This is a genomic window from Pseudomonas pergaminensis (genome assembly GCF_024112395.2).
Classification (GTDB): domain Bacteria; phylum Pseudomonadota; class Gammaproteobacteria; order Pseudomonadales; family Pseudomonadaceae; genus Aquipseudomonas; species Aquipseudomonas pergaminensis.
Genome location: NZ_CP078013.2, coordinates 554,936 through 572,618, shown reverse-complemented (window position 1 = coordinate 572,618; position 17,683 = coordinate 554,936). Strand labels below are relative to the sequence as shown.

Sequence of the window (17,683 nt, the reverse complement as noted above, 5' to 3'; positions counted from 1 at the left end):
ATAGACGGCGGGCGTCAAACACACTCTAATCAGCTTAGTGGCGAACTGACTGCCGTGCTGGCAGTCGAAGCTCCACAAATTTCGCTCTTATCGATAGACGAAGGACTTACATGTCGCTTTTAAAAATCGCCTCCGTGGCCTGCATCGCATTGACCCTCGGCGCTTGCCAGAGCCTGTTCCAACCGAGCTACAAGGCACCGCTGGAAGCCACTCGCGACGCCACCGAGCAAAGCAAGCCGGGCTGCGCCAGCGCTGATTGCCCGCTGGTGAATATCGACACGGTGCACTTTGCCAAGGAGCCCAAGCTCGACGCGCTGATCGAACAGCGCCTGCTGGAAATGACCAGCACCAACTCGAACGACCCGCTGCCGACCAGCCTCGACACCTACCGCGAGCAGTTCCTGCGCACTGCCGCACCGCGCAACAGCATGTACTTGCAGGCCAAGGTACGCGAACAGCATGACGGCTTGGTGATCATCGAGTTGTCCAGCTACCTGGACCAGGGAGCCACCCACGGCGAGCCGGGCCGCGCCTTCATCAACTACTCACGCCAGCAGCAAAAGGCCCTGACCCTGACCGATATGCTGTTGCCCGGCAAGGAAGACGCGTTCTGGAAAGCCGCCCAAGTGGCGCACAACAGCTGGCTGATCAGCACCCGCCTGAGCCTGGAACCGGAGTACGTGAAACAGTACCCTTTCCAGAAAACCCCTAACGTGGCGCTCACCTACGGTGGCGTGATCCTCAAGTACCCCACCACCACCATTGCGCCGTATGCCTTGGGCCACGTCGAATTGCAGATTCCCTACTCGCGCCTGGACGGTATTCTCAAACCTGAACTGGTGCCCGCGCGCCGCTGAAGGCCCGGCCCAGGATGAGTTGCAACAGCCCTGCCAGCAACAAAGCCGGCAGGGTCGCGCCGACGTCCGGATACAGATTGGCCAGCAGGTGGTATGTCGCGATACCGCCCAGCCAGGCGACCAATGCCGGCCAGCGCAGACTGGCTACTGCACCCGCCCTACGATGGCGCAGAATGAAGTGATCCACCAGCACCACGCCAAACAACGGCGCAAACACCGAGCCAATCAGCAGCAGGAAATTCTGGTATTGCGCCAACGGCGCAAAACAGGCGATCAGGGTGCAGATGACGCCGATGGCCAGGGCCAGGTGCTCGACCTTCAAGCGCAACAGGATCCCGCTCGACACTGCCGCCGAGTGGATATCGGCGAAGGCGTTTTCTGATTCGTCCAACAGGATCAGCAGCAGCGGAATACCCAGGCCCGCACCGGCCAAAGCCAGCAAAAGCGCATTTACCTCACCGCTCGGCGCGAATGCCAGGGTGTAGGCCACGCCCAGGCTCATCAGCCAGAAGTTACCGATAAAGAAGCCCAGGGCGGTGCCGCCGAACACGTTTTTCGCGCGTTTGCCGAATCTTGAGTAGTCGGCAATCAGCGGCAACCACGACAACGGCATGGCGATGGCAATGTCAAAGCCCACCGCGAACGGCATAGAGCCGTCACCGGCCTGGGCCCAGAGTGCGGCGAGGTCGGCTTTGGCGAACAGGTTCCAGGTCAGCCACAGGCAGGCGGCGAGCAGCAGCCAGATCCCCCATTTGCGCAGGATCTGGCGCACAAAGGTCAGGGGGCCGCTGACGGCCAGCAAGGTCGCCAGGCCGCCGAAGAACAGGGTCCACAGCAAAGGGCTGGCCAACAAGCTGCCGTCACTGAAGGCCCGTGCGCCCAACAGGCTGGCCGCGTCGCGCATCACAATGATTTCAAACGAGCCCCAGCCGATCAGCTGCAGCAGGTTGAGCAGCGCCGGCAGGCTGGCGCCCTTGCCCCCCAGGCTGAGCTTGAGCGCGGCCATGGCGGACAGGCCGGTGTCGCTGCCGATCACGCCGACGGCAGCCAGCAACAGCACGCCGACCAGGGTGCCGAGGAAAATCGCCAGCAACGACCCGGACAAGCCCAGGCCCGGTGCGAGCAAGGCGCCGGTTTGCAGGACCATCAGGCCGATGCCGAGGGAGAACCACAGGGAGAACAGGTCGCGGGCACCGAAGACGCGTTTGTCAGCGGGAACCGCGATGTCTGGGGAGTAGGTGCTGGGTTGAATGCTCAAGGGTGTTATCTCTGAGGGACACTTTGATGTTTGGCAGATCGCTATCGCGGGCAAGCCCGGGTCCCACACCGGAATGCATTTCAAATGTGGGAGCCGGGCTTGCCCGCGATGGCGGCGGCACAGTCACCGCCGCCTCTGGATCAGACCTTCTTGTACAGCTGGCTACCTTCCTGCTTGAACCGCTCCGCCTGCTCGGCCAAGCCCTTGGCCACGTCCACGTCCACCGCTTCAATGCGTTGGTTGGCCGCGTACTCACGCACTTCCTGGGTGATTTTCATCGAGCAGAACTTCGGCCCGCACATCGAGCAGAAATGCGCGACCTTGGCTGAGTCCTTCGGCAGGGTTTCGTCGTGATAGGAACGCGCGGTGTCCGGGTCCAGGCCAAGGTTGAACTGGTCTTCCCAGCGGAACTCGAAGCGCGCCTTGCTCAGCGCGTTATCGCGGATCTGCGCGCCCGGATGGCCTTTGGCGAGGTCCGCCGCATGGGCAGCGATCTTGTAGGTGATGATCCCGGTCTTCACGTCATCCTTGTTCGGCAGGCCCAAGTGTTCCTTGGGCGTGACGTAGCAAAGCATGGCGCAACCGAACCAGCCGATCATCGCCGCACCGATGCCGGAGGTGATGTGGTCGTAGCCCGGCGCGATGTCGGTGGTCAGTGGGCCGAGGGTGTAGAACGGCGCTTCGTCGCAGCACTCGAGCTGCTTGTCCATGTTCTCCTTGATCAACTGCATCGGCACGTGGCCGGGGCCTTCGATCATGGTTTGCACGTCGTGCTTCCAGGCGGTCTTGGTCAATTCGCCGAGGGTTTCCAACTCGCCAAATTGCGCGGCGTCGTTGGCGTCGGCAATCGAGCCCGGGCGCAGGCCATCACCGAGGGAGAAGCTGACGTCGTAGGCCTTCATGATTTCGCAGATTTCGTCGAAATGCGTGTAGGTGAAGTTTTCTTTGTGGTGTGCCAGGCACCACTTGGCCATGATCGAGCCGCCACGGGACACGATGCCGGTGACGCGCTTGGCGGTCAGCGGCACGTAGCGCAGCAACACGCCGGCGTGGATGGTGAAGTAGTCGACGCCCTGCTCCGCCTGTTCGATCAGGGTGTCGCGGAACAGCTCCCAGGTCAGGTCCTCGGCGGCGCCGCCGACTTTTTCCAGGGCCTGGTAGATCGGCACGGTACCAATCGGCACCGGCGAGTTGCGGATGATCCACTCGCGGGTTTCATGGATGTGCTTGCCGGTGGACAGGTCCATCACGGTGTCCGAGCCCCAGCGAATGCCCCAGGTGAGTTTCGCCACTTCTTCTTCGATGGACGAACCCAGGGCGCTGTTGCCGATGTTGCCGTTGATCTTCACCAGGAAGTTACGGCCGATGATCATCGGTTCCAGTTCGGTATGGTTGATGTTGGCCGGGATGATCGCGCGGCCACGGGCGATTTCTTCGCGCACGAATTCGGGGGTGATGATCTTCGGCACGCTGGCGCCAAAGCTGTGGCCGGCGTGTTGCTGGTCGAGCAGGCCACTGGCGCGGGCTTCTTCAAGCTTCATGTTTTCGCGGATGGCGACGTACTCCATCTCGGCGGTGATGATGCCTTTGCGCGCGTAGTGCATCTGCGTGACGTTGGCGCCGGCCTTGGCACGGCGCGGGTTCTTTACATGGGCGAAGCGCAGCGCGGTGAGTTCGGCATCGCTCAAGCGCTGCTGGCCGAAGTGGGAGCTGAGGCCTGGCAAGCGCTCGGTGTCGTTACGCACTTCGATCCACGGCGAGCGCACATCGCCAAGGCCTTTGCGCACGTCGATGATGACGTTAGGGTCGGTGTACGGGCCGGAGGTGTCATAGACCACAACGGGAGCGTTGATTTCACCGCCGAAGTCGGTGGGGGTCACATCCAGGCTGATTTCGCGCATCGGCACGCGGATGTCCGGGCGAGTGCCCTGCACGTAGATTTTTTGCGAGCGGGTAAACGGCTGCACGGAGCCGGAGTCGACCTTGGCCGATTCACTCAGGTGCACGGTGTTTTTGAATTTTGTACTTTTTATTTCTGTGCTCATCACGGGCTCTCCAACTATCCAGGCGGTGGATTTTTGTCGGAGCGAACCTGTGACGGATGGACGCACTGAAACCAGTGCTGTGCTTGGCGCACGAGGGCTGTTCGATTGTCGAACAGCATCCCGGACGAAGCACAAGAGGACTCGCCGGGTGACGAGAAATCTTGTTCCCTACGCAGGCGCTAACCTGATCAGGTTCAACGGGATCCGGTATTTACCGATCTCAGCCTTCCAACAAGGCACCCCGACAAGAACGCGGCCAGTCTAGACCATGCCGTGGGCAAATTGCCAATAGCGGTGCATTCAGCGTGATGAATGGCGTGATTGCGGGATTGTTGCGCCGAGTCAGCGCCACTACACTCGGTTGCCGCCACAATGCTTGACGCCAGGCATGGCCCGCCTTAGCCTTGGGCGCTAAATTATCACCGTAATATTAAAACTAGGGATCGCCTCATGCTGCGCAAACTTTCACTGGCTCTCGCCGTGTCTTGTGCGACCAACGGAATGGTCTGGGCAGCTGAAGCGCCCTTGTCCGCCAAAACTGATTTGGTCAGCGTCTACCAGGAAGCGGTGGACAACAACGCCGACCTGGCCGCTGCCCGTGCCCAGTACGGCGCGCAAAAAGAAGTAGTGCCCCAGGCCCGTGCCGGGTTGCTGCCCAACCTGTCGGGCGGTGCCGATATCAACAACGTGCGCACCCAGATCGACACGCCCGCCGCCACCGCCAACCGCGATGCGCACTCCTGGCGCGCGACGCTGAGCCAGCCGCTGTTCCGTGCCGACCGCTGGTTCCAGTTGCAGGCGGCCGAGGCCACCAACGAACAGGCCGCGCTGCAACTGTCGGCCACCGAACAGAACCTGATCCTGCAAAGCGCCGAAAGCTACTTTGCCGTGCTGCGCGCCCAGGATAACCTGGCCTCGACCAAGGCCGAAGAAAACGCCTTCAAGCGCCAACTGGACCAGTCCAACGAGCGCTTCGACGTGGGCCTGTCGGACAAGACCGACGTGCTGCAATCCCAGGCCAGCTACGACACTGCGCGCGCCAACCGGATCCTGGCCCAGCGCCAGGTCGAAGACGCTTTTGAAGCGCTGATCACCCTGACCAACCGCCAGTACAACTCGATCCAGGGCATTGTCCACACGCTGCCGGTGCTGCCACCGCTGCCGAACGACGCCAAGGCCTGGGTTGAAACCGCCGGCCGCCAGAACCTGAACCTGCTCGCCAGCAACTACGCCGTCACCGCCGCCGAAGAAACCCTCAAGCAACGCAAGGCCGGGCATGCGCCGACGCTCGACGCAGTGGCGCAATATGAAAAAGGCGATAACGACGCCCTCGGCTTCAGCAATCCGAATGCCTTTGGCACGCCCTATCGCGGCGATGTGGAACAACGCACCATCGGCCTGCGCCTGAACATCCCGATCTACAGCGGCGGGCTGACCAGCTCCCAAGTGCGTGAATCCTACTCGCGCCTGGGCCAGACCGAGCAGCAACGCGAAGGCCTGCGCCGCCAGGTGGTGGAAAACACCCGTAACCTGCACCGCGCGGTGAACACCGATGTGGAACAGGTACAGGCGCGCCGCCAGTCGATCATCTCCAACCAGAGCGCGGTGGAAGCCACGGAAATCGGTTATCAGGTGGGGACGCGCAACATCGTCGATGTGCTGGATTCACAGCGCCAGCTCTATGCGTCGGTGCGCAACTACAACAACAGCCGCTACGACTACATTCTCGACAACCTGCGCTTGAAGCAAGCGGCGGGCACCTTGAATCCAGGGGACCTGCAGGACCTGGCGCGCTACCTCAAGGCTGACTACAACCCTGACCGCGACTTCTTGCCGCCGGACTTGGCCAAGGCTGCGGCCGAACAGCTCAAGGCCCGCCTGAATAATTGATAACACTGCAAAACCCATGTGGGAGCGGGCTTGCTCGCGAATGCGGTGTGTCAGACAGTACATCCGGTACTGATACACCGTATTCGCGAGCGAGCAAGCCCGCTCCCACATTTGATTTGTGTTGTCAGTGGTTTAGCAATCGGCCCAAACCCTCCAGCAAACGCTTCAGCGCGCCCTGGTTGGCCTGCATCACCTTCAGCCCCGCCTGTGCCATCTTGCGGGCATCCTGGGGCAGTTCGAACAACTGGCGCACGGCTTCGGCCAATCCTTCAGCGTCATCCACCTCTCGCAACGCACCCGCCTCACGCATCATCGCGGTGATTTCGAGGAAGTTGAACACGTGCGGGCCCATGATCACCGGCAATGCCAACGCTGCCGGCTCCAGCGGATTATGCCCACCGGTCGCCACCAGGCTGCCGCCCACAAAGGCGCTGTCGGCCAAAGCGTAGAGAAACAGCAATTCGCCCATGGTGTCGCCGAGCAACACCGACGTCTGCGCAGTGACGGGCTCGCCGCTGGAGCGACGCACCGTGGCAAAGCCCTGCTGCGTGCACAGTTCGAACATCGGGCCGAAACGTTCCTGGTGACGCGGCACCAGGATCAGCAGCGCGTTTGGATAGCTGTCGAGCAATTGACGATGGGCTGCCAGCACCACCTCATCTTCACCTTCATGGGTACTGGCGGCGATCCACACCGGACGCTCACTGGCGCCCCACTGCTCGCGCAATGCGGCAGCGCGTACCGGTAACTGGGGATCGATGGTCAGGTCGAACTTGATTGAGCCGGTGACTTCGACGGTTTCCGGCCGAGCACCGAGGCTCAGGAAGCGCTGGGCTTCGGTCTGGGTCTGTACGGCGAACAGGCTCATTTGCGACAGCATCGGCGCCGTCAACTTGGCAAAGCGCGCGTAGCCCTTGGCCGAACGTGCCGACAACCGTGCATTGGCCAGTGCCACCGGGATCCCGCGCTGGGCGCAGGCGTGGATATGGTTGGGCCATAACTCGGTTTCCATGATCACCGCCAGCTTGGGCTGCACGCGATCAAGGAAGCGCTTGGCGGCGCACGGCAAGTCATACGGCAAGTAGCAGTGCTGGACGCGAGGCTCATTGGCAAACAACGCCTGGATGCGCTCGGAACCGGTCGGCGTCATGCAGGTAACGGTGATCGGCAACGTTGGATAGCGCGCCAGCAGCCCGCGCACCATTGGCGCGGCGGCAATGCTCTCGCCCACGGACACGGCATGCACCCAGATCCCGCCCGGCTGCATCACCGGCAGGCCATAGGAGAAGCGCTCGCTGACGCGCTTGGCATAGGCCGGCGCCTTGCGCGCGCGCAGCCACAGACGTAAAGCCACCAAGGGCAGCGCCAGGTAAAACAGACAGCTGTAGAGAGTTCTATTCATGGCGGCGGAGTTTATCGGCTTTTTCAGTCGATCGCCTGCAAGCACTCGGCAAATCGTTTGGCCAGGAAGCGTGCGGCCGGCCCCAGATGCTCGTCGCGCCGCCACACCAGCTCCACCACCAAGGCCGGCGGCGTCCATTCGCTGTCCAGTTCCACCATTTGTTGCTGGTAGGTCGGGTACTGCACGATATGCCGGGGCAGCCAGGCCCAGCCCAGGCCGCTCATCAGCCACTCGGCCAGCACGTAGAAGCTGTCGGCGCGCCACACCAATGGGCTCGCGGCTTCGCTGCCGGGGTAGACGCTGGTCTGGGTCGACATCAGCAACTGGCGAAACTGCGCCAAGTGCTGGCACGTCACGTAGTGCTCCTTGGCCAGCGGGTGGTTCACGCCGCACACGGTGACCATCTCCACGCTGCCGACCACCCTCCGCTCCAGCGCTTCGGGGATCTGGTCGTGATAGAACAGCAGGCCCAGATCAGCCTTGCGCTCCACCAGCTTACGCGCCACATCGCCCTGGGCCGCGCTGGATAGCTGCACCTCCAGCAGCGGGTATTGCCCGGCCAGCGCCTCAAGGCTATCGAGCACCGGCTGGAACAACATCGCCTCATCCTGGGCCAGGCGCAGGCAAGCCTCCTCGCCGCGAGTCAGCGACAACGCCCGACCGTTGAGCCGCTCACACTGGCGCAGCACTTCGCGCGCCTCCTCCAGCAGCACGCTGCCGGCTTCGGTGAGGCGCGGTTGGCGGCCACTGCTGCGTTCGAACAGGCTCACGCCAAGGTCAGCCTCCAGCAGGGCAATCCCGTTGCTGACCGCCGATTGGGCCTTGCGCTGCTGGCGCGCCACCGCCGAAAACGAACGCTGCTCGGCAACGCTGACAAACAGGCGCATCTGCTCCAGATCCCACTGCACGCTCATGGCTCAACCCATCTCTAATTCGGATAGGTAATGACTTTACCCCATCTGAGTGAACGCTAGAATGCGTGCCTTATCTGATTGCTATACCCCGAGGATTGACCCATGAACGCCGCTTACTGCTACCTGGCCATTGCCATCTGCTCGGAAGTGATTGCCACTGTTTCCATGAAGGCCATCAAGGGCTGGAGCACGCCGATCCCACTGCTGCTGGTGATCGTCGGCTACGGCGTGGCGTTCTGGATGCTGACGCTGGTGGTGCGCACGGTGCCGGTGGGCGTGGCCTACGCCGTGTGGGCCGGGATGGGCATTGTGATGGTGAGCATCGCGGCACTGTTTATCTACGGGCAGAAGCTGGATATTCCGGCGATGCTGGGGATGGGCCTGATCGTGCTGGGCGTCGTCGTGATTCAGCTATTCTCGAAAACCGCCGGCCACTGAAATACACACCTGTAGGAGCCCGGCTTACCGGCGTGGCGGTCTCTCAGACGCCATCGCCGGCAAGCCGGGCTCCTACAAATAGTGATCCCTGTATACTGCGCCCCTTGTCTTGAACACTGAGGTCGCCCATGCCATCCGTTATTTCCACCGACGTTCTGATTGTCGGCGCCGGGGTTGCCGGCCTCTGGCTGAATGCGCGCCTGCGCCGCCAGGGGTTTTCCACGGTGGTGGTGGAAAGCGCCACCTTGGGTGGCGGGCAAAGCGTGAAGTCCCAGGGGATCATCCACGGCGGTGCAAAATACGCCCTGCACGGCGCCCTCACCGGCGCCTCCGAAGCCATTGCCGATATGCCGCGCCGCTGGCGTGAAGCGCTGGCGGGCAACGGTGAGCTGGACCTGTCCGGCGTGCGCTTGCTCTCCGAAGCGCATTACCTGTGGTCCCCGGGTACTCTCGCCGGCAACCTCACCAGCTTTTTCGCCAGCAAGGCTGTGCGCGGCCGTGTCGACCAGGTCAAGGGCGACGACCTGCCCCCCGCCCTGCAAGACCGCCGTTTCAAGGGCAAGGTCTATCGCCTGGCGGAGCTGGTCATCGACGTGCCGAGCCTGATCGAACGCCTGGCGCAACTGGCTGGCGATGGCTTGCTTGCCGGGCAACACATCGAACCCTTGCTTGAAGACAACGCACTGGTGGGTTTGAAGGTCGACGGTCGCGAGATCCGCGCCCAGCGCATCGTGTTGAGTGCCGGCGCTGGCACGGCTGACCTGTTGGCCGCGCTGGGCCTGAGGCAGCCGGCCATGCAGACGCGCCCCCTGCACATGATCATCGCCAAAGGCCCCGGCCTGAAGCCGCTGTATGCCCACTGCCTGGGCGGCGGCACCAAGCCGCGCATCACCGTCACCACCCACCCGGCGGCGGATGGCAACTGGGTGTGGTACATGGGCGGCGACATCGCCGAAGCCGATGGCGTGGCGCGCACACCGCAAGAACAGATCGCCACGGCGCAGAAAGAATTGGCGCAGTTGCTGCCCTGGATCGACATGAGCCAGACCCAATGGGCCACCCTGCGCGTCGACCGTGCCGAGCCGCTGCAGTCGGGCTTGAGCCGTCCCGACAATGCCTTCCTCGCCGAGCAAGGCCGCCTGCTCGTGGGCTGGCCGACCAAACTGGCACTGGCGCCGGACTTCGCTGATCGCGTCATCAGCAGCCTTGAACGTGACGGCATCCGCCCGAGCGCCAGCGAGCCCCTGCCCGACCTGCCAAAACCCGCCATTGGCGTACCTGCCTGGGAGCAACTGTTGCCATGAGCCTGCCCACCCTGCACGACCTGCATCGCCCTCTCGGCAGCACCGGCCTGTTGGTGTCACCGCTGGGCCTGGGCACCGTCAAGCTGGGTCGCGACCAAGGGGTGAAATACCCCAGCGGCTTCCAGATCCCCGGTGACGACGAAGCCCGCATGCTGTTGCGCCAGGCTCGCGAACTGGGGATCAACCTGATCGATACCGCGCCGGCCTATGGCATGAGCGAGGAACGCTTGGGGCCGCTGTTGCGTGACCAGCGCAAGGACTGGGTGATTGTCAGCAAGGTCGGCGAAGAGTTCGAGAATGGCGTCTCCCACCACGACTTCAGCGCGGCCCACACGCGGATGTCCATCGAACGCAGCTTGAAACGACTTGAAACTGATTTTATCGACCTGGTGCTGGTGCACTCGGACGGCAACGACCTGCACATCCTCAACGACTGCGAGGTCTACCAAACCCTGGCAGCGCTGAAACAGGAAGGCAAGATCCGCGGTTTCGGCTTCTCCGGGAAGACTGTCGAAGGCGGCGTGAAGGCTCTGGAACAAGGCGATTGCGCCATGGTCACCTACAATCTGAACGAACAGGCCGAGAAAGCCGTCATTGATTACGCGGCGGCACACGGCAAGGGCATCCTGGTGAAAAAGGCCCTGGCCAGCGGCCACGTGTGCCTGGAGCCGGGAATGGATCCAATTCGTGCCAGTTTCACGTTGTTGTTTGCGCAAACGGGCGTCGCCAGTGCTATTGTCGGGACCATTAATCCGCTGCACCTGGCTCATAACGTGGCGACCGCTGCCCAAGTCATTCGTCAACTCTGATGCCGCCGACGCGGCCGACCCCGTCGCAAGAAGGAGCCGACATGCCGCGAACGCTCATAAGAAAAAACCCTAGCAACTTCAAAACACTGCCGCTGCACGTCGAAGCCACCCCCGAAGGCCTGAGCTACCAGAGCGTGGGCATGCCGCTCAACTTTGCCCAGACCCTGCAACGGCGCAAGCCGGTGGAAGTGGCCGACCCCGAGCGCTTTGCCCTGGAGCTGGCCAACCTCGGCGTGTCGGTGCGACTCACCCTGCATTGGCAAAACAAGGATTACTGGGTACTGGTGCGCCAGCGCCGCCAGGACCGTGGTGACGTGGTGCTCAAGCTGATTTCCGGCTACGTACCCGCCCACGAGTTGAACCTGCCACTGCATACCGCCATCCAGGAAATTGCCGAAGAGTGCCTGCTGGAGACGCCAGAAGGTTGGCTCAGTGGGCGCTTCAATGACACCTGGTTGCCGGCGCCTTACTCCGCCGCGCTGCATTACCGCGAAGCCCTGCCCTTTCGCCTCAGCCCGCTATCCGGCGCCGCCCGACCGGTGCGTTGCGCCACCACCCAGTTGATCGAACGCCCGCGCGCCTATGTGCACCTGCCCACCGCCTCGCTGCAACTGATTTACGACCTGCGCCTGGAAGTGCCCAAGGAAGCCAAATCCCTGAGCCTGTTCCATGTGGACGAACGCCTGGAAGGCGACCAACTGGTTGCCCGCCTCGACCGTCAGCGCCCGGACCTGTACCTGATGCCGCTCAAAGACGGCCAGCCCCTCGCCGAGTTGTACACGGTCAAGAAAGACCAACTGTACCCGGCGAGCACGCGAGGGGTGTACTTGGCGGAAAGCTTCGCCCAACAGGAAGGCTGGCTGGTGCGTGACGAGCGGATTCGCTGGAAGGATTGGCTACGCCAGCAAGGCCTGGCAACGCCTGAGAAAGAATCGAAATTGAAGCGCCTGGCACAGCGGGTGCTGCGCAAGATCGTGCCGAAGAAAAAAGCCAGCCGCTGATTTGAAGAGCCCACCTGTAGGAGCCGGCTTGCCGGCTCCTACGGGGGTCAGATGTTGAGCAGGCGTGCCAGGCCAACCTTCAGGGGGGTGGGCTCGGGCAGCGTAAAGCTTGCCAGCAAGCGCTGGTTATTCGCCCGCGAATGCCGGATATCCCCAGAGCGTGCGGGCCCGTAAGTCACGGCCGGCAACTTGCCGACGATTTCTTCCAGGGCTTGCAGCACGTCCTTGAGCGTCGTGGTGCGGTTCCAGCCGACATTGATTGCGCCAAGCGGCGCAGCCGGCGTTTCGATGGCCTGCACCAGCACGTCCACCAGGTCCTCCACGTACATGAAGTCACGGGTTTGCTCGCCATCGCCGAACACGGCAATCGGCACGCCCTGCTGCACGCGCTCGCTGAAGATACTGATCACACCGGAGTACGGCGATGACGGGTCCTGGCGTGGCCCGAAGATATTGAAGAAACGGAAGATCACCGGCTCCAGGCCATGCTGGCGACGGTAAAAGTCGAAGTAGTGCTCGCTGGCCAACTTGTCGGACGCATAGGGCGTCAACGGCGCCTTGGTGGTCTCTTCGTCAATCGAAGCGCCTTCGCCATTGTTGCCATAGACCGCGGCGCTGGAGGCATACACCACACGTTTGACGCCGGCCTTGCGCATGGCTTCGCAGACATTCAGTGTGCCGACGAAATTGCTCTGGTGCGTGCTGACCGGGTCATCCACCGACGCCTGCACCGAAGCCACTGCCGCCAGGTGCACCACCGCCGTTGCGCCGACGGCAGCACGGGCTACCAGGTCGGCATCGGCCACATCACCTTCCAGCAGTTCGACGCGCGGGTTGTCCAACGGCAGGTTGCTGCGCTTGCCGGTGGACAGGTTATCCAGCACCCGCACACCGTAGCCTTTGGCGAGCAGCGCATCGACCAGGTGCGAGCCGATAAAACCCGCACCGCCGGTGATCAGAACCTGCTTATTCATTGTTGCGGATCTTCTCGACAATGGCGGTGGTCGAGCTGTTCTCGACCAGGCCCAGCACCTTAACCTTGCCGCCGTAGGCGCTGACGATATCCGCCCCCACGACTTGGTCGACGGAGTAGTCGCCACCCTTGACCAGCACGTCCGGCTTGACCTGGGCCAGCAGGTTTTCCGGGGTCGCTTCAGGGAAGCTGATCACCCAGTCCACCGCGCCCAGGCCAGCCAGCACGGCCATGCGACGGTCGACACTGTTGATCGGGCGGCCAGGGCCTTTCAGGCGGCTCACCGACGCATCGTCGTTGACCGCGACGATCAGGCGATCGCCTTGGGCGCGCGCCTGCTCCAGGTAAGTCACATGCCCGGCATGGAGGATGTCGAAGCAACCGTTGGTGAACACAATGCTTTCGTTGTGAGCGCGAGCATCGTCAATGGCCAGCAGCAGTTGCTCGATGGTCAGCACACCACGCTCCGAGCCTTCGGAGCGTTGGATAGCGCGGCGCAATTCAGGCGCGCTGATAGCGGCAGTACCCAACTTGCCCACCACGATGCCCGCCGCCAGATTGGCCAGGGCCACGGCGTGGGGCAGTTCTTCACCCGCCGCAATCGAGGCGGCCAGGGTGGAAATCACGGTGTCACCGGCGCCCGTGACGTCGAACACTTCACGGGCCCGTGCCGGCAGGTGCATCGCCGGGTGGCCGGGACGCAGCAGGGTCATGCCGTGCTCGCCACGGGTCACCAGCAAGGCGCCCAGGTCGAGGTCGGCCATCAGTGCCGCACCCTTGGTCACCAGGTCGTGCTCATCGACGCAACCGCCGACGATGGCTTCGAACTCGCTGAGATTAGGCGTGATCAGGCTGGCTCCGCGATAAATCGAGAAATCCTTGCCCTTGGGATCGGCCAATACCGGGATGCCCTTGGCCTTGGCGGCCTGGATCAGTGCCTGGTGGTTCCTCAAGGCGCCTTTGCCGTAGTCGGACAACACCAGCACCTTGATGCCTTCGAGCAGCTCATCGACCTGACCGCTCAGGGCCAGGGCGTCGGTGGCGAAGGGTTCTTCGAAATCGATACGCAGCAATTGCTGGTGACGGCTCATCACCCGCAGCTTGACGATGGTCGGCTGGTGGGCGATGCGCTGGAACAGCGCGCGCACGCCGGCACCGCGCAGGCTGTTGGCCAGGCTGTCGGCGGCTTCGTCGTCGCCGGTCACGCCGACCAGGGAGGCCGGGGCGCCGAGCGCGGCAATATTGAGGGCAACGTTGGCAGCGCCACCTGGACGGTCTTCGATTTGCTCGACCTTGACGACCGGTACCGGCGCCTCAGGGGAAATCCGTGAGGTACCGCCATGCCAGTAACGGTCGAGCATGACATCGCCGACCACCAAGACAGGGGCTTGATCGAATCGCGGCATGGACAACTTCATGGAGCAACCCACATACAAAATGAACAGGGGCGCGATATTAGCACAGGGTGAGCGCCGCCTAGTTCGAGAGCTTTATCCGGGATGCATCACGGGGGTTTTCTGGTTATTTTTTAAACAGTACCGTCAGGATATGCTCCACCGCGTCGGCCAACTCGACCTCATCGGTGTTGATTTCGCAGTCAGCCGCCTCCGGTGCCTGATAAGGGCTGTCCAGCCCCGTGAAGGCTTGGATGCGCCCTTCCAACGCTGCGCGATACAAGCCTTTGGGGTCTCGCCGCGCACACACATCGAATGGTGTGCTGATGTAGACCTCGAAGAACTGCCCTGGCCCGAACAACGCCTTGGCGCTCGCCCGGTCGGCGCTAAACGGGGAAATCGCCGAGACGATCACGATCAATCCTGCGTCCACCATCAGCCGCGCCACTTCGCCGATACGCCGGATGTTTTCCTTGCGCGCCGCGTCGCTCATGCCCAAGTCATTGCACAAACCGGTGCGCAAATTATCGCCGTCGAGCACGAAGGTATGTCGCCCCTGCTCGTTGAGCTGTACTTCCAGGGCGTTGGCCAGGGTCGACTTGCCGGAGCCGGATAACCCGGTCAGCCACAGGCAGCAGGGCTGCTGATGCTTGAGCGCCGCCCGCGCGGCCACCGACAACGACAAGGCGAACGGACGGATGGAGGCAGAACCACGGGAGAGCGACTGACTATTCATACCCCAGGACCTCGTAGTCACGTTGATAGGCGCGCCGGACCAGGCGGCGCGTACGCAGGCTGCAGAACTCCCTGACCGGCTCGTTGCGCCGCCCGAGTGAAACGTTGAGATGGGGCAGCGACGAGGTCACGCCGAGGCGTTCGCACAACTGCTGGAAGTCTTGCTCCAGGGATTCCTGGCGCCCGAGAAAGTCCATGGCCATGCGGCCCATGTGATCGGTCAGGAAATCGGTCTGGGGTGCAAAGTGCAACTGGCGGCGCAGGTTGTCCGGGTGCAGCCAGTTGCCGACGAAATCATCGAAGTCCCGGTAGCTGCTGACGAGTGCCTGAGCCTGCAGGTCGCGCACGCCCATGTGGTTACTGCGCAAGTAGGTGTAGGCCGAATAGGCGCGCTCCAACGGATCACGCACAAAGGCGAACTTGAAACTGCGTGCGCAGTGTTCAGGGAATTGCTGCTGGTACCAGTAGTACGGCAGATGCCCCGGCCAGCGCCCATCAAGCAGCGCCGAGCAGACACTGCTGCCTGCGCATTTGGGCACATGAATGAACACGCAGTTGTGTTGTTCGAAAGCACGCGGAAGGGTGGTCACCCCAGACAGGGATTTATTCACCGCCTGGCGATCCACCACCGACAAACGCCCCAGCAAAAACACCCGCTGGGGCTTGGGGAGCAGTTTCCAGAACAGACGTTGCAACATTCCATTACCCACGCAAGAAGGTTAGCCCTCTCGTTCGTCAATCGAATCGAGAAGGCCAACATAACAAACGATAGGCAGCGAATTATTTGGCTTTGGTCAAGCCTGTAATGGGCCAGATACAAACACCGGGGCGCATTGCGCGCCCCGGTCTACATCAAGTGATGTTGGCCGTGACCGGTTCATCCAGGCCCATGGCGTGCAGGCGCGAGTAGTACCCGCCCATGGCCAGCAGTTCCACATGTGTACCACGCTCGACAATTTCACCGTGGTCCATCACCAGGATCATGTCGGCTTTCTCGATGGTGGACAGTCGGTGCGCGATCACCAGGGTGGTGCGGCCCTTCATGACCTTGTCCAGCGCGGCCTGAATGTGGCGTTCGGACTCGGTGTCGAGTGCCGAGGTCGCTTCGTCCAGGATCAGCAGCGGGGCGTTTTTCAGCAGCGCGCGGGCGATGGCCAAGCGCTGACGCTGGCCGCCGGACAGCAGCACGCCGTTTTCACCGACTTCAGTGTCCAGGCCTTTGGGCAGCTCGGCGATGAAGTCCATGGCATAGGCATCGGTGGCGGCTTTTTCGATGTCCGCACGCGGTGCACCCGCCAGGTCGCCGTAGGCGATGTTATTGGCCACGGTGTCGTTGAACAGGGTGACGTGCTGGGTGACCTGGGCCACGTGCCGGCGCAGGTTGCGCAGGCGGTAGTCTTCGATCTCGACCTCGTCCAGCAGGATTTCCCCGGTCTCGTGATGGTAGAAACGCGGGATCAGGCTGGCCAATGTCGACTTGCCACTGCCCGAGCGCCCGACCAGGGCGATCATCTGCCCAGGCTCTGCGGTGAAGCTGATGTTCTTCAGCACTTCGCGCTCGGCACCCGGGTAGGTGAAGCTGAGGTTACGCACGTCCAGGCGGCCGCTGACGCGATCACGCTCCACGGTGCCGCCGTCGACTTCCGGCTCTTCGTCCAACTGTTCGAAGATGCTTTCTGCACCGGCAACGCCCTTCTGGATCGTCGAGCTGACTTCCGACAACTGGCGGATCGGCTTGGGCAGCAAGCCCGCTGCGGTGATGTAGGCCACCAGGTCACCGGCCGTGGCGTCGCCGCGCAGCAGCAGGACCAAAAACATCAGTGCGGCCATGGCGGTGTAGATCACCAGTTGCAGCATCGGCGTGTAGACCGCGCCGGTCTTGTTCATGCGCAGCTGTTTGTCAGTGTTGCCCTGGCTGGCCGCGGCAAAACGGCGTTCTTCGTAACTTTCGCCGCCGAAGCTGCGCACCACGCGGTAGCCCTGGATGGTTTCCGAGGCCACGTGGGTGACGTCGCCCATTGCCACCTGGATCTTCTTGCTCTGCTTGCGGAATTTCTTGCTGGTGCTGCCAACCATGATCGCAATCAGCGGCAGGATCGCCAGCATCACCAGGGTCAGCTTCCAGTTCATCCACAACAGGTAGCCGAACAGGAATACCACGGTCAGGCCTTCGCGGATCACTACTTTGATCGCGTCCGTGGCGGCGCCGGTGACCATGGTCACGTTGAAGGTGATGCGGGAAATCAGGTGCCCGGAGTTATGCGTGTCGAAATAACGGTTGGGCAGCACCAACAGCTTGTTGAACAACTGGACCCGCAGGTCATGCACCAGGCCCAGGGAAACCTTGGCCAGGTAGTAGTTGCCCAGGAACGAACCGAGGCCCTGCCACGCGGCGATCAGAATGATCAGCAGCGGCACGGCCATCAGCAGTTTCAGGTCCTTGAACAACGGGATCTTGGGCAGGAACACCACGTCGGGATTGCTCAAGCCGTCCACGAAGTACTTGAGGATCCCGGCGAGCATCGGCTGGGTGGAAGCAAAAATCACGAAGCCCACGATACTCAGCATGAACATGCCGATGTACGGTTTCACATAGCCCAGCAGCCGGAAATAGATTTTCAGGCTGGATTCCTGGTCCGCTTTTGGCGGTGCGTCACTCATGT

The 17,683-nt window shown here is 62.4% G+C and carries 15 protein-coding genes and 1 riboswitch; of the genes, 6 read left to right on the top strand and 9 right to left on the bottom strand.

What is annotated here, in order from left to right; all coding sequences use genetic code 11:
* Window positions 1–110 precede the first annotated feature (110 nt).
* Window positions 111–857 carry an RsiV family protein gene (locus tag KUA23_RS02535; RefSeq protein WP_078046582.1) on the top strand — a complete coding sequence of 249 codons (747 nt, stop codon included), beginning with the start codon at window positions 111–113 and terminating at the stop codon, window positions 855–857.
* Here KUA23_RS02535 and cytX read toward each other — a convergent pair.
* Window positions 826–2,115, bottom strand: coding sequence for a putative hydroxymethylpyrimidine transporter CytX (gene cytX / locus KUA23_RS02530; protein ID WP_252993403.1), 1,290 nt, complete (start codon window positions 2,113–2,115; stop codon window positions 826–828). The genes KUA23_RS02535 and cytX overlap by 32 nt on opposite strands.
* A gap of 140 nt (window positions 2,116–2,255) precedes the next feature.
* Complete coding sequence (gene thiC / locus KUA23_RS02525) at window positions 2,256–4,160, bottom strand: phosphomethylpyrimidine synthase ThiC (protein ID WP_252993402.1); 1,905 nt, start codon at window positions 4,158–4,160, stop codon at window positions 2,256–2,258.
* Between the two features lie 148 nt (window positions 4,161–4,308).
* Window positions 4,309–4,414, bottom strand: a riboswitch (TPP riboswitch).
* Between the two features lie 196 nt (window positions 4,415–4,610).
* On the opposite strand from thiC, the gene KUA23_RS02520 reads away from it, so the two are divergent.
* Window positions 4,611–6,050 (top strand): TolC family outer membrane protein, encoded by a 1,440-nt coding sequence (locus KUA23_RS02520; RefSeq protein ID WP_252993401.1) that lies wholly within the window; start codon window positions 4,611–4,613, stop codon window positions 6,048–6,050.
* A 124-nt stretch (window positions 6,051–6,174) separates the two neighbouring features.
* Here KUA23_RS02520 and waaA read toward each other — a convergent pair whose 3' ends face one another.
* Window positions 6,175–7,452 (bottom strand): lipid IV(A) 3-deoxy-D-manno-octulosonic acid transferase, encoded by a 1,278-nt coding sequence (waaA, locus tag KUA23_RS02515; protein ID WP_100491631.1) that lies wholly within the window; start codon window positions 7,450–7,452, stop codon window positions 6,175–6,177.
* Window positions 7,453–7,475: 23 nt separating this feature from the next.
* A complete protein-coding gene (locus KUA23_RS02510; RefSeq protein WP_078046577.1) occupies window positions 7,476–8,366 on the bottom strand; it encodes a LysR family transcriptional regulator in 891 nt (296 codons plus the stop codon).
* 102 nt (window positions 8,367–8,468) lie between these two features.
* Between KUA23_RS02510 and KUA23_RS02505 the strand changes: the two genes are divergently transcribed.
* From KUA23_RS02505 to KUA23_RS02490, 4 genes are all read left to right on the top strand, one after another.
* Window positions 8,469–8,804 carry a DMT family transporter gene (locus tag KUA23_RS02505; protein ID WP_012721885.1) on the top strand — a complete coding sequence of 112 codons (336 nt, stop codon included), beginning with the start codon at window positions 8,469–8,471 and terminating at the stop codon, window positions 8,802–8,804.
* Window positions 8,805–8,932: 128 nt separating this feature from the next.
* Window positions 8,933–10,108 carry an NAD(P)/FAD-dependent oxidoreductase gene (locus KUA23_RS02500; protein WP_252993400.1) on the top strand — a complete coding sequence of 392 codons (1,176 nt, stop codon included), beginning with the start codon at window positions 8,933–8,935 and terminating at the stop codon, window positions 10,106–10,108.
* The gene (locus KUA23_RS02495) at window positions 10,105–10,917 is read left to right on the top strand and encodes an aldo/keto reductase (protein WP_252993399.1); all 813 of its coding nucleotides are present in this window, start codon (window positions 10,105–10,107) and stop codon (window positions 10,915–10,917) included. Before KUA23_RS02500 ends, KUA23_RS02495 begins: the two co-directional genes overlap by 4 nt.
* Window positions 10,918–10,958: 41 nt before the next feature.
* A complete protein-coding gene (locus tag KUA23_RS02490) occupies window positions 10,959–11,918 on the top strand; it encodes a metal ABC transporter ATPase (protein ID WP_100491633.1) in 960 nt (319 codons plus the stop codon).
* A gap of 47 nt (window positions 11,919–11,965) precedes the next feature.
* Here KUA23_RS02490 and KUA23_RS02485 read toward each other — a convergent pair whose 3' ends face one another.
* The 5 genes from KUA23_RS02485 to msbA all read right to left on the bottom strand — a co-directional run bounded on the left by KUA23_RS02485 (window position 11,966) and on the right by msbA (window position 17,681).
* Window positions 11,966–12,892 (bottom strand): NAD-dependent epimerase/dehydratase family protein, encoded by a 927-nt coding sequence (locus KUA23_RS02485; RefSeq protein ID WP_252993398.1) that lies wholly within the window; start codon window positions 12,890–12,892, stop codon window positions 11,966–11,968.
* On the bottom strand, window positions 12,885–14,309 hold the full coding sequence (gene hldE / locus KUA23_RS02480) for a bifunctional D-glycero-beta-D-manno-heptose-7-phosphate kinase/D-glycero-beta-D-manno-heptose 1-phosphate adenylyltransferase HldE (protein ID WP_078046572.1): 1,425 nt from the start codon (window positions 14,307–14,309) through the stop codon (window positions 12,885–12,887). Before hldE ends, KUA23_RS02485 begins: the two co-directional genes overlap by 8 nt.
* A 103-nt stretch (window positions 14,310–14,412) precedes the next feature.
* Complete coding sequence (gene cysC, locus KUA23_RS02475) at window positions 14,413–15,021, bottom strand: adenylyl-sulfate kinase (RefSeq protein WP_252993397.1); 609 nt, start codon at window positions 15,019–15,021, stop codon at window positions 14,413–14,415.
* A complete protein-coding gene (locus KUA23_RS02470; protein ID WP_078046570.1) occupies window positions 15,014–15,718 on the bottom strand; it encodes a sulfotransferase family 2 domain-containing protein in 705 nt (234 codons plus the stop codon). The genes cysC and KUA23_RS02470 overlap by 8 nt, the downstream gene beginning before the upstream one ends.
* 154 nt (window positions 15,719–15,872) lie before the next feature.
* Window positions 15,873–17,681: a lipid A export permease/ATP-binding protein MsbA gene (gene msbA / locus KUA23_RS02465; RefSeq protein WP_078046569.1), complete on the bottom strand. Its 1,809-nt coding sequence runs from the start codon at window positions 17,679–17,681 to the stop codon at window positions 15,873–15,875.
* Window positions 17,682–17,683: the final 2 nt, after the last annotated feature.

Coding starts and splice junctions, on each gene's coding strand:
- KUA23_RS02535 (WP_078046582.1), top strand. CDS start 111: ATGTCGCTTTTAAAAATCGCCTCCGTGGCCTGCATCGCATTGACCCTC.
- thiC (WP_252993402.1), bottom strand. CDS start 4,160: ATGAGCACAGAAATAAAAAGTACAAAATTCAAAAACACCGTGCACCTG.
- KUA23_RS02520 (WP_252993401.1), top strand. CDS start 4,611: ATGCTGCGCAAACTTTCACTGGCTCTCGCCGTGTCTTGTGCGACCAAC.
- waaA (WP_100491631.1), bottom strand. CDS start 7,452: ATGAATAGAACTCTCTACAGCTGTCTGTTTTACCTGGCGCTGCCCTTG.
- KUA23_RS02510 (WP_078046577.1), bottom strand. CDS start 8,366: ATGAGCGTGCAGTGGGATCTGGAGCAGATGCGCCTGTTTGTCAGCGTT.
- KUA23_RS02505 (WP_012721885.1), top strand. CDS start 8,469: ATGAACGCCGCTTACTGCTACCTGGCCATTGCCATCTGCTCGGAAGTG.
- KUA23_RS02500 (WP_252993400.1), top strand. CDS start 8,933: ATGCCATCCGTTATTTCCACCGACGTTCTGATTGTCGGCGCCGGGGTT.
- KUA23_RS02495 (WP_252993399.1), top strand. CDS start 10,105: ATGAGCCTGCCCACCCTGCACGACCTGCATCGCCCTCTCGGCAGCACC.
- KUA23_RS02490 (WP_100491633.1), top strand. CDS start 10,959: ATGCCGCGAACGCTCATAAGAAAAAACCCTAGCAACTTCAAAACACTG.
- KUA23_RS02485 (WP_252993398.1), bottom strand. CDS start 12,892: ATGAATAAGCAGGTTCTGATCACCGGCGGTGCGGGTTTTATCGGCTCG.
- hldE (WP_078046572.1), bottom strand. CDS start 14,309: ATGAAGTTGTCCATGCCGCGATTCGATCAAGCCCCTGTCTTGGTGGTC.
- cysC (WP_252993397.1), bottom strand. CDS start 15,021: ATGAATAGTCAGTCGCTCTCCCGTGGTTCTGCCTCCATCCGTCCGTTC.
- KUA23_RS02470 (WP_078046570.1), bottom strand. CDS start 15,718: ATGTTGCAACGTCTGTTCTGGAAACTGCTCCCCAAGCCCCAGCGGGTG.
- msbA (WP_078046569.1), bottom strand. CDS start 17,681: ATGAGTGACGCACCGCCAAAAGCGGACCAGGAATCCAGCCTGAAAATC.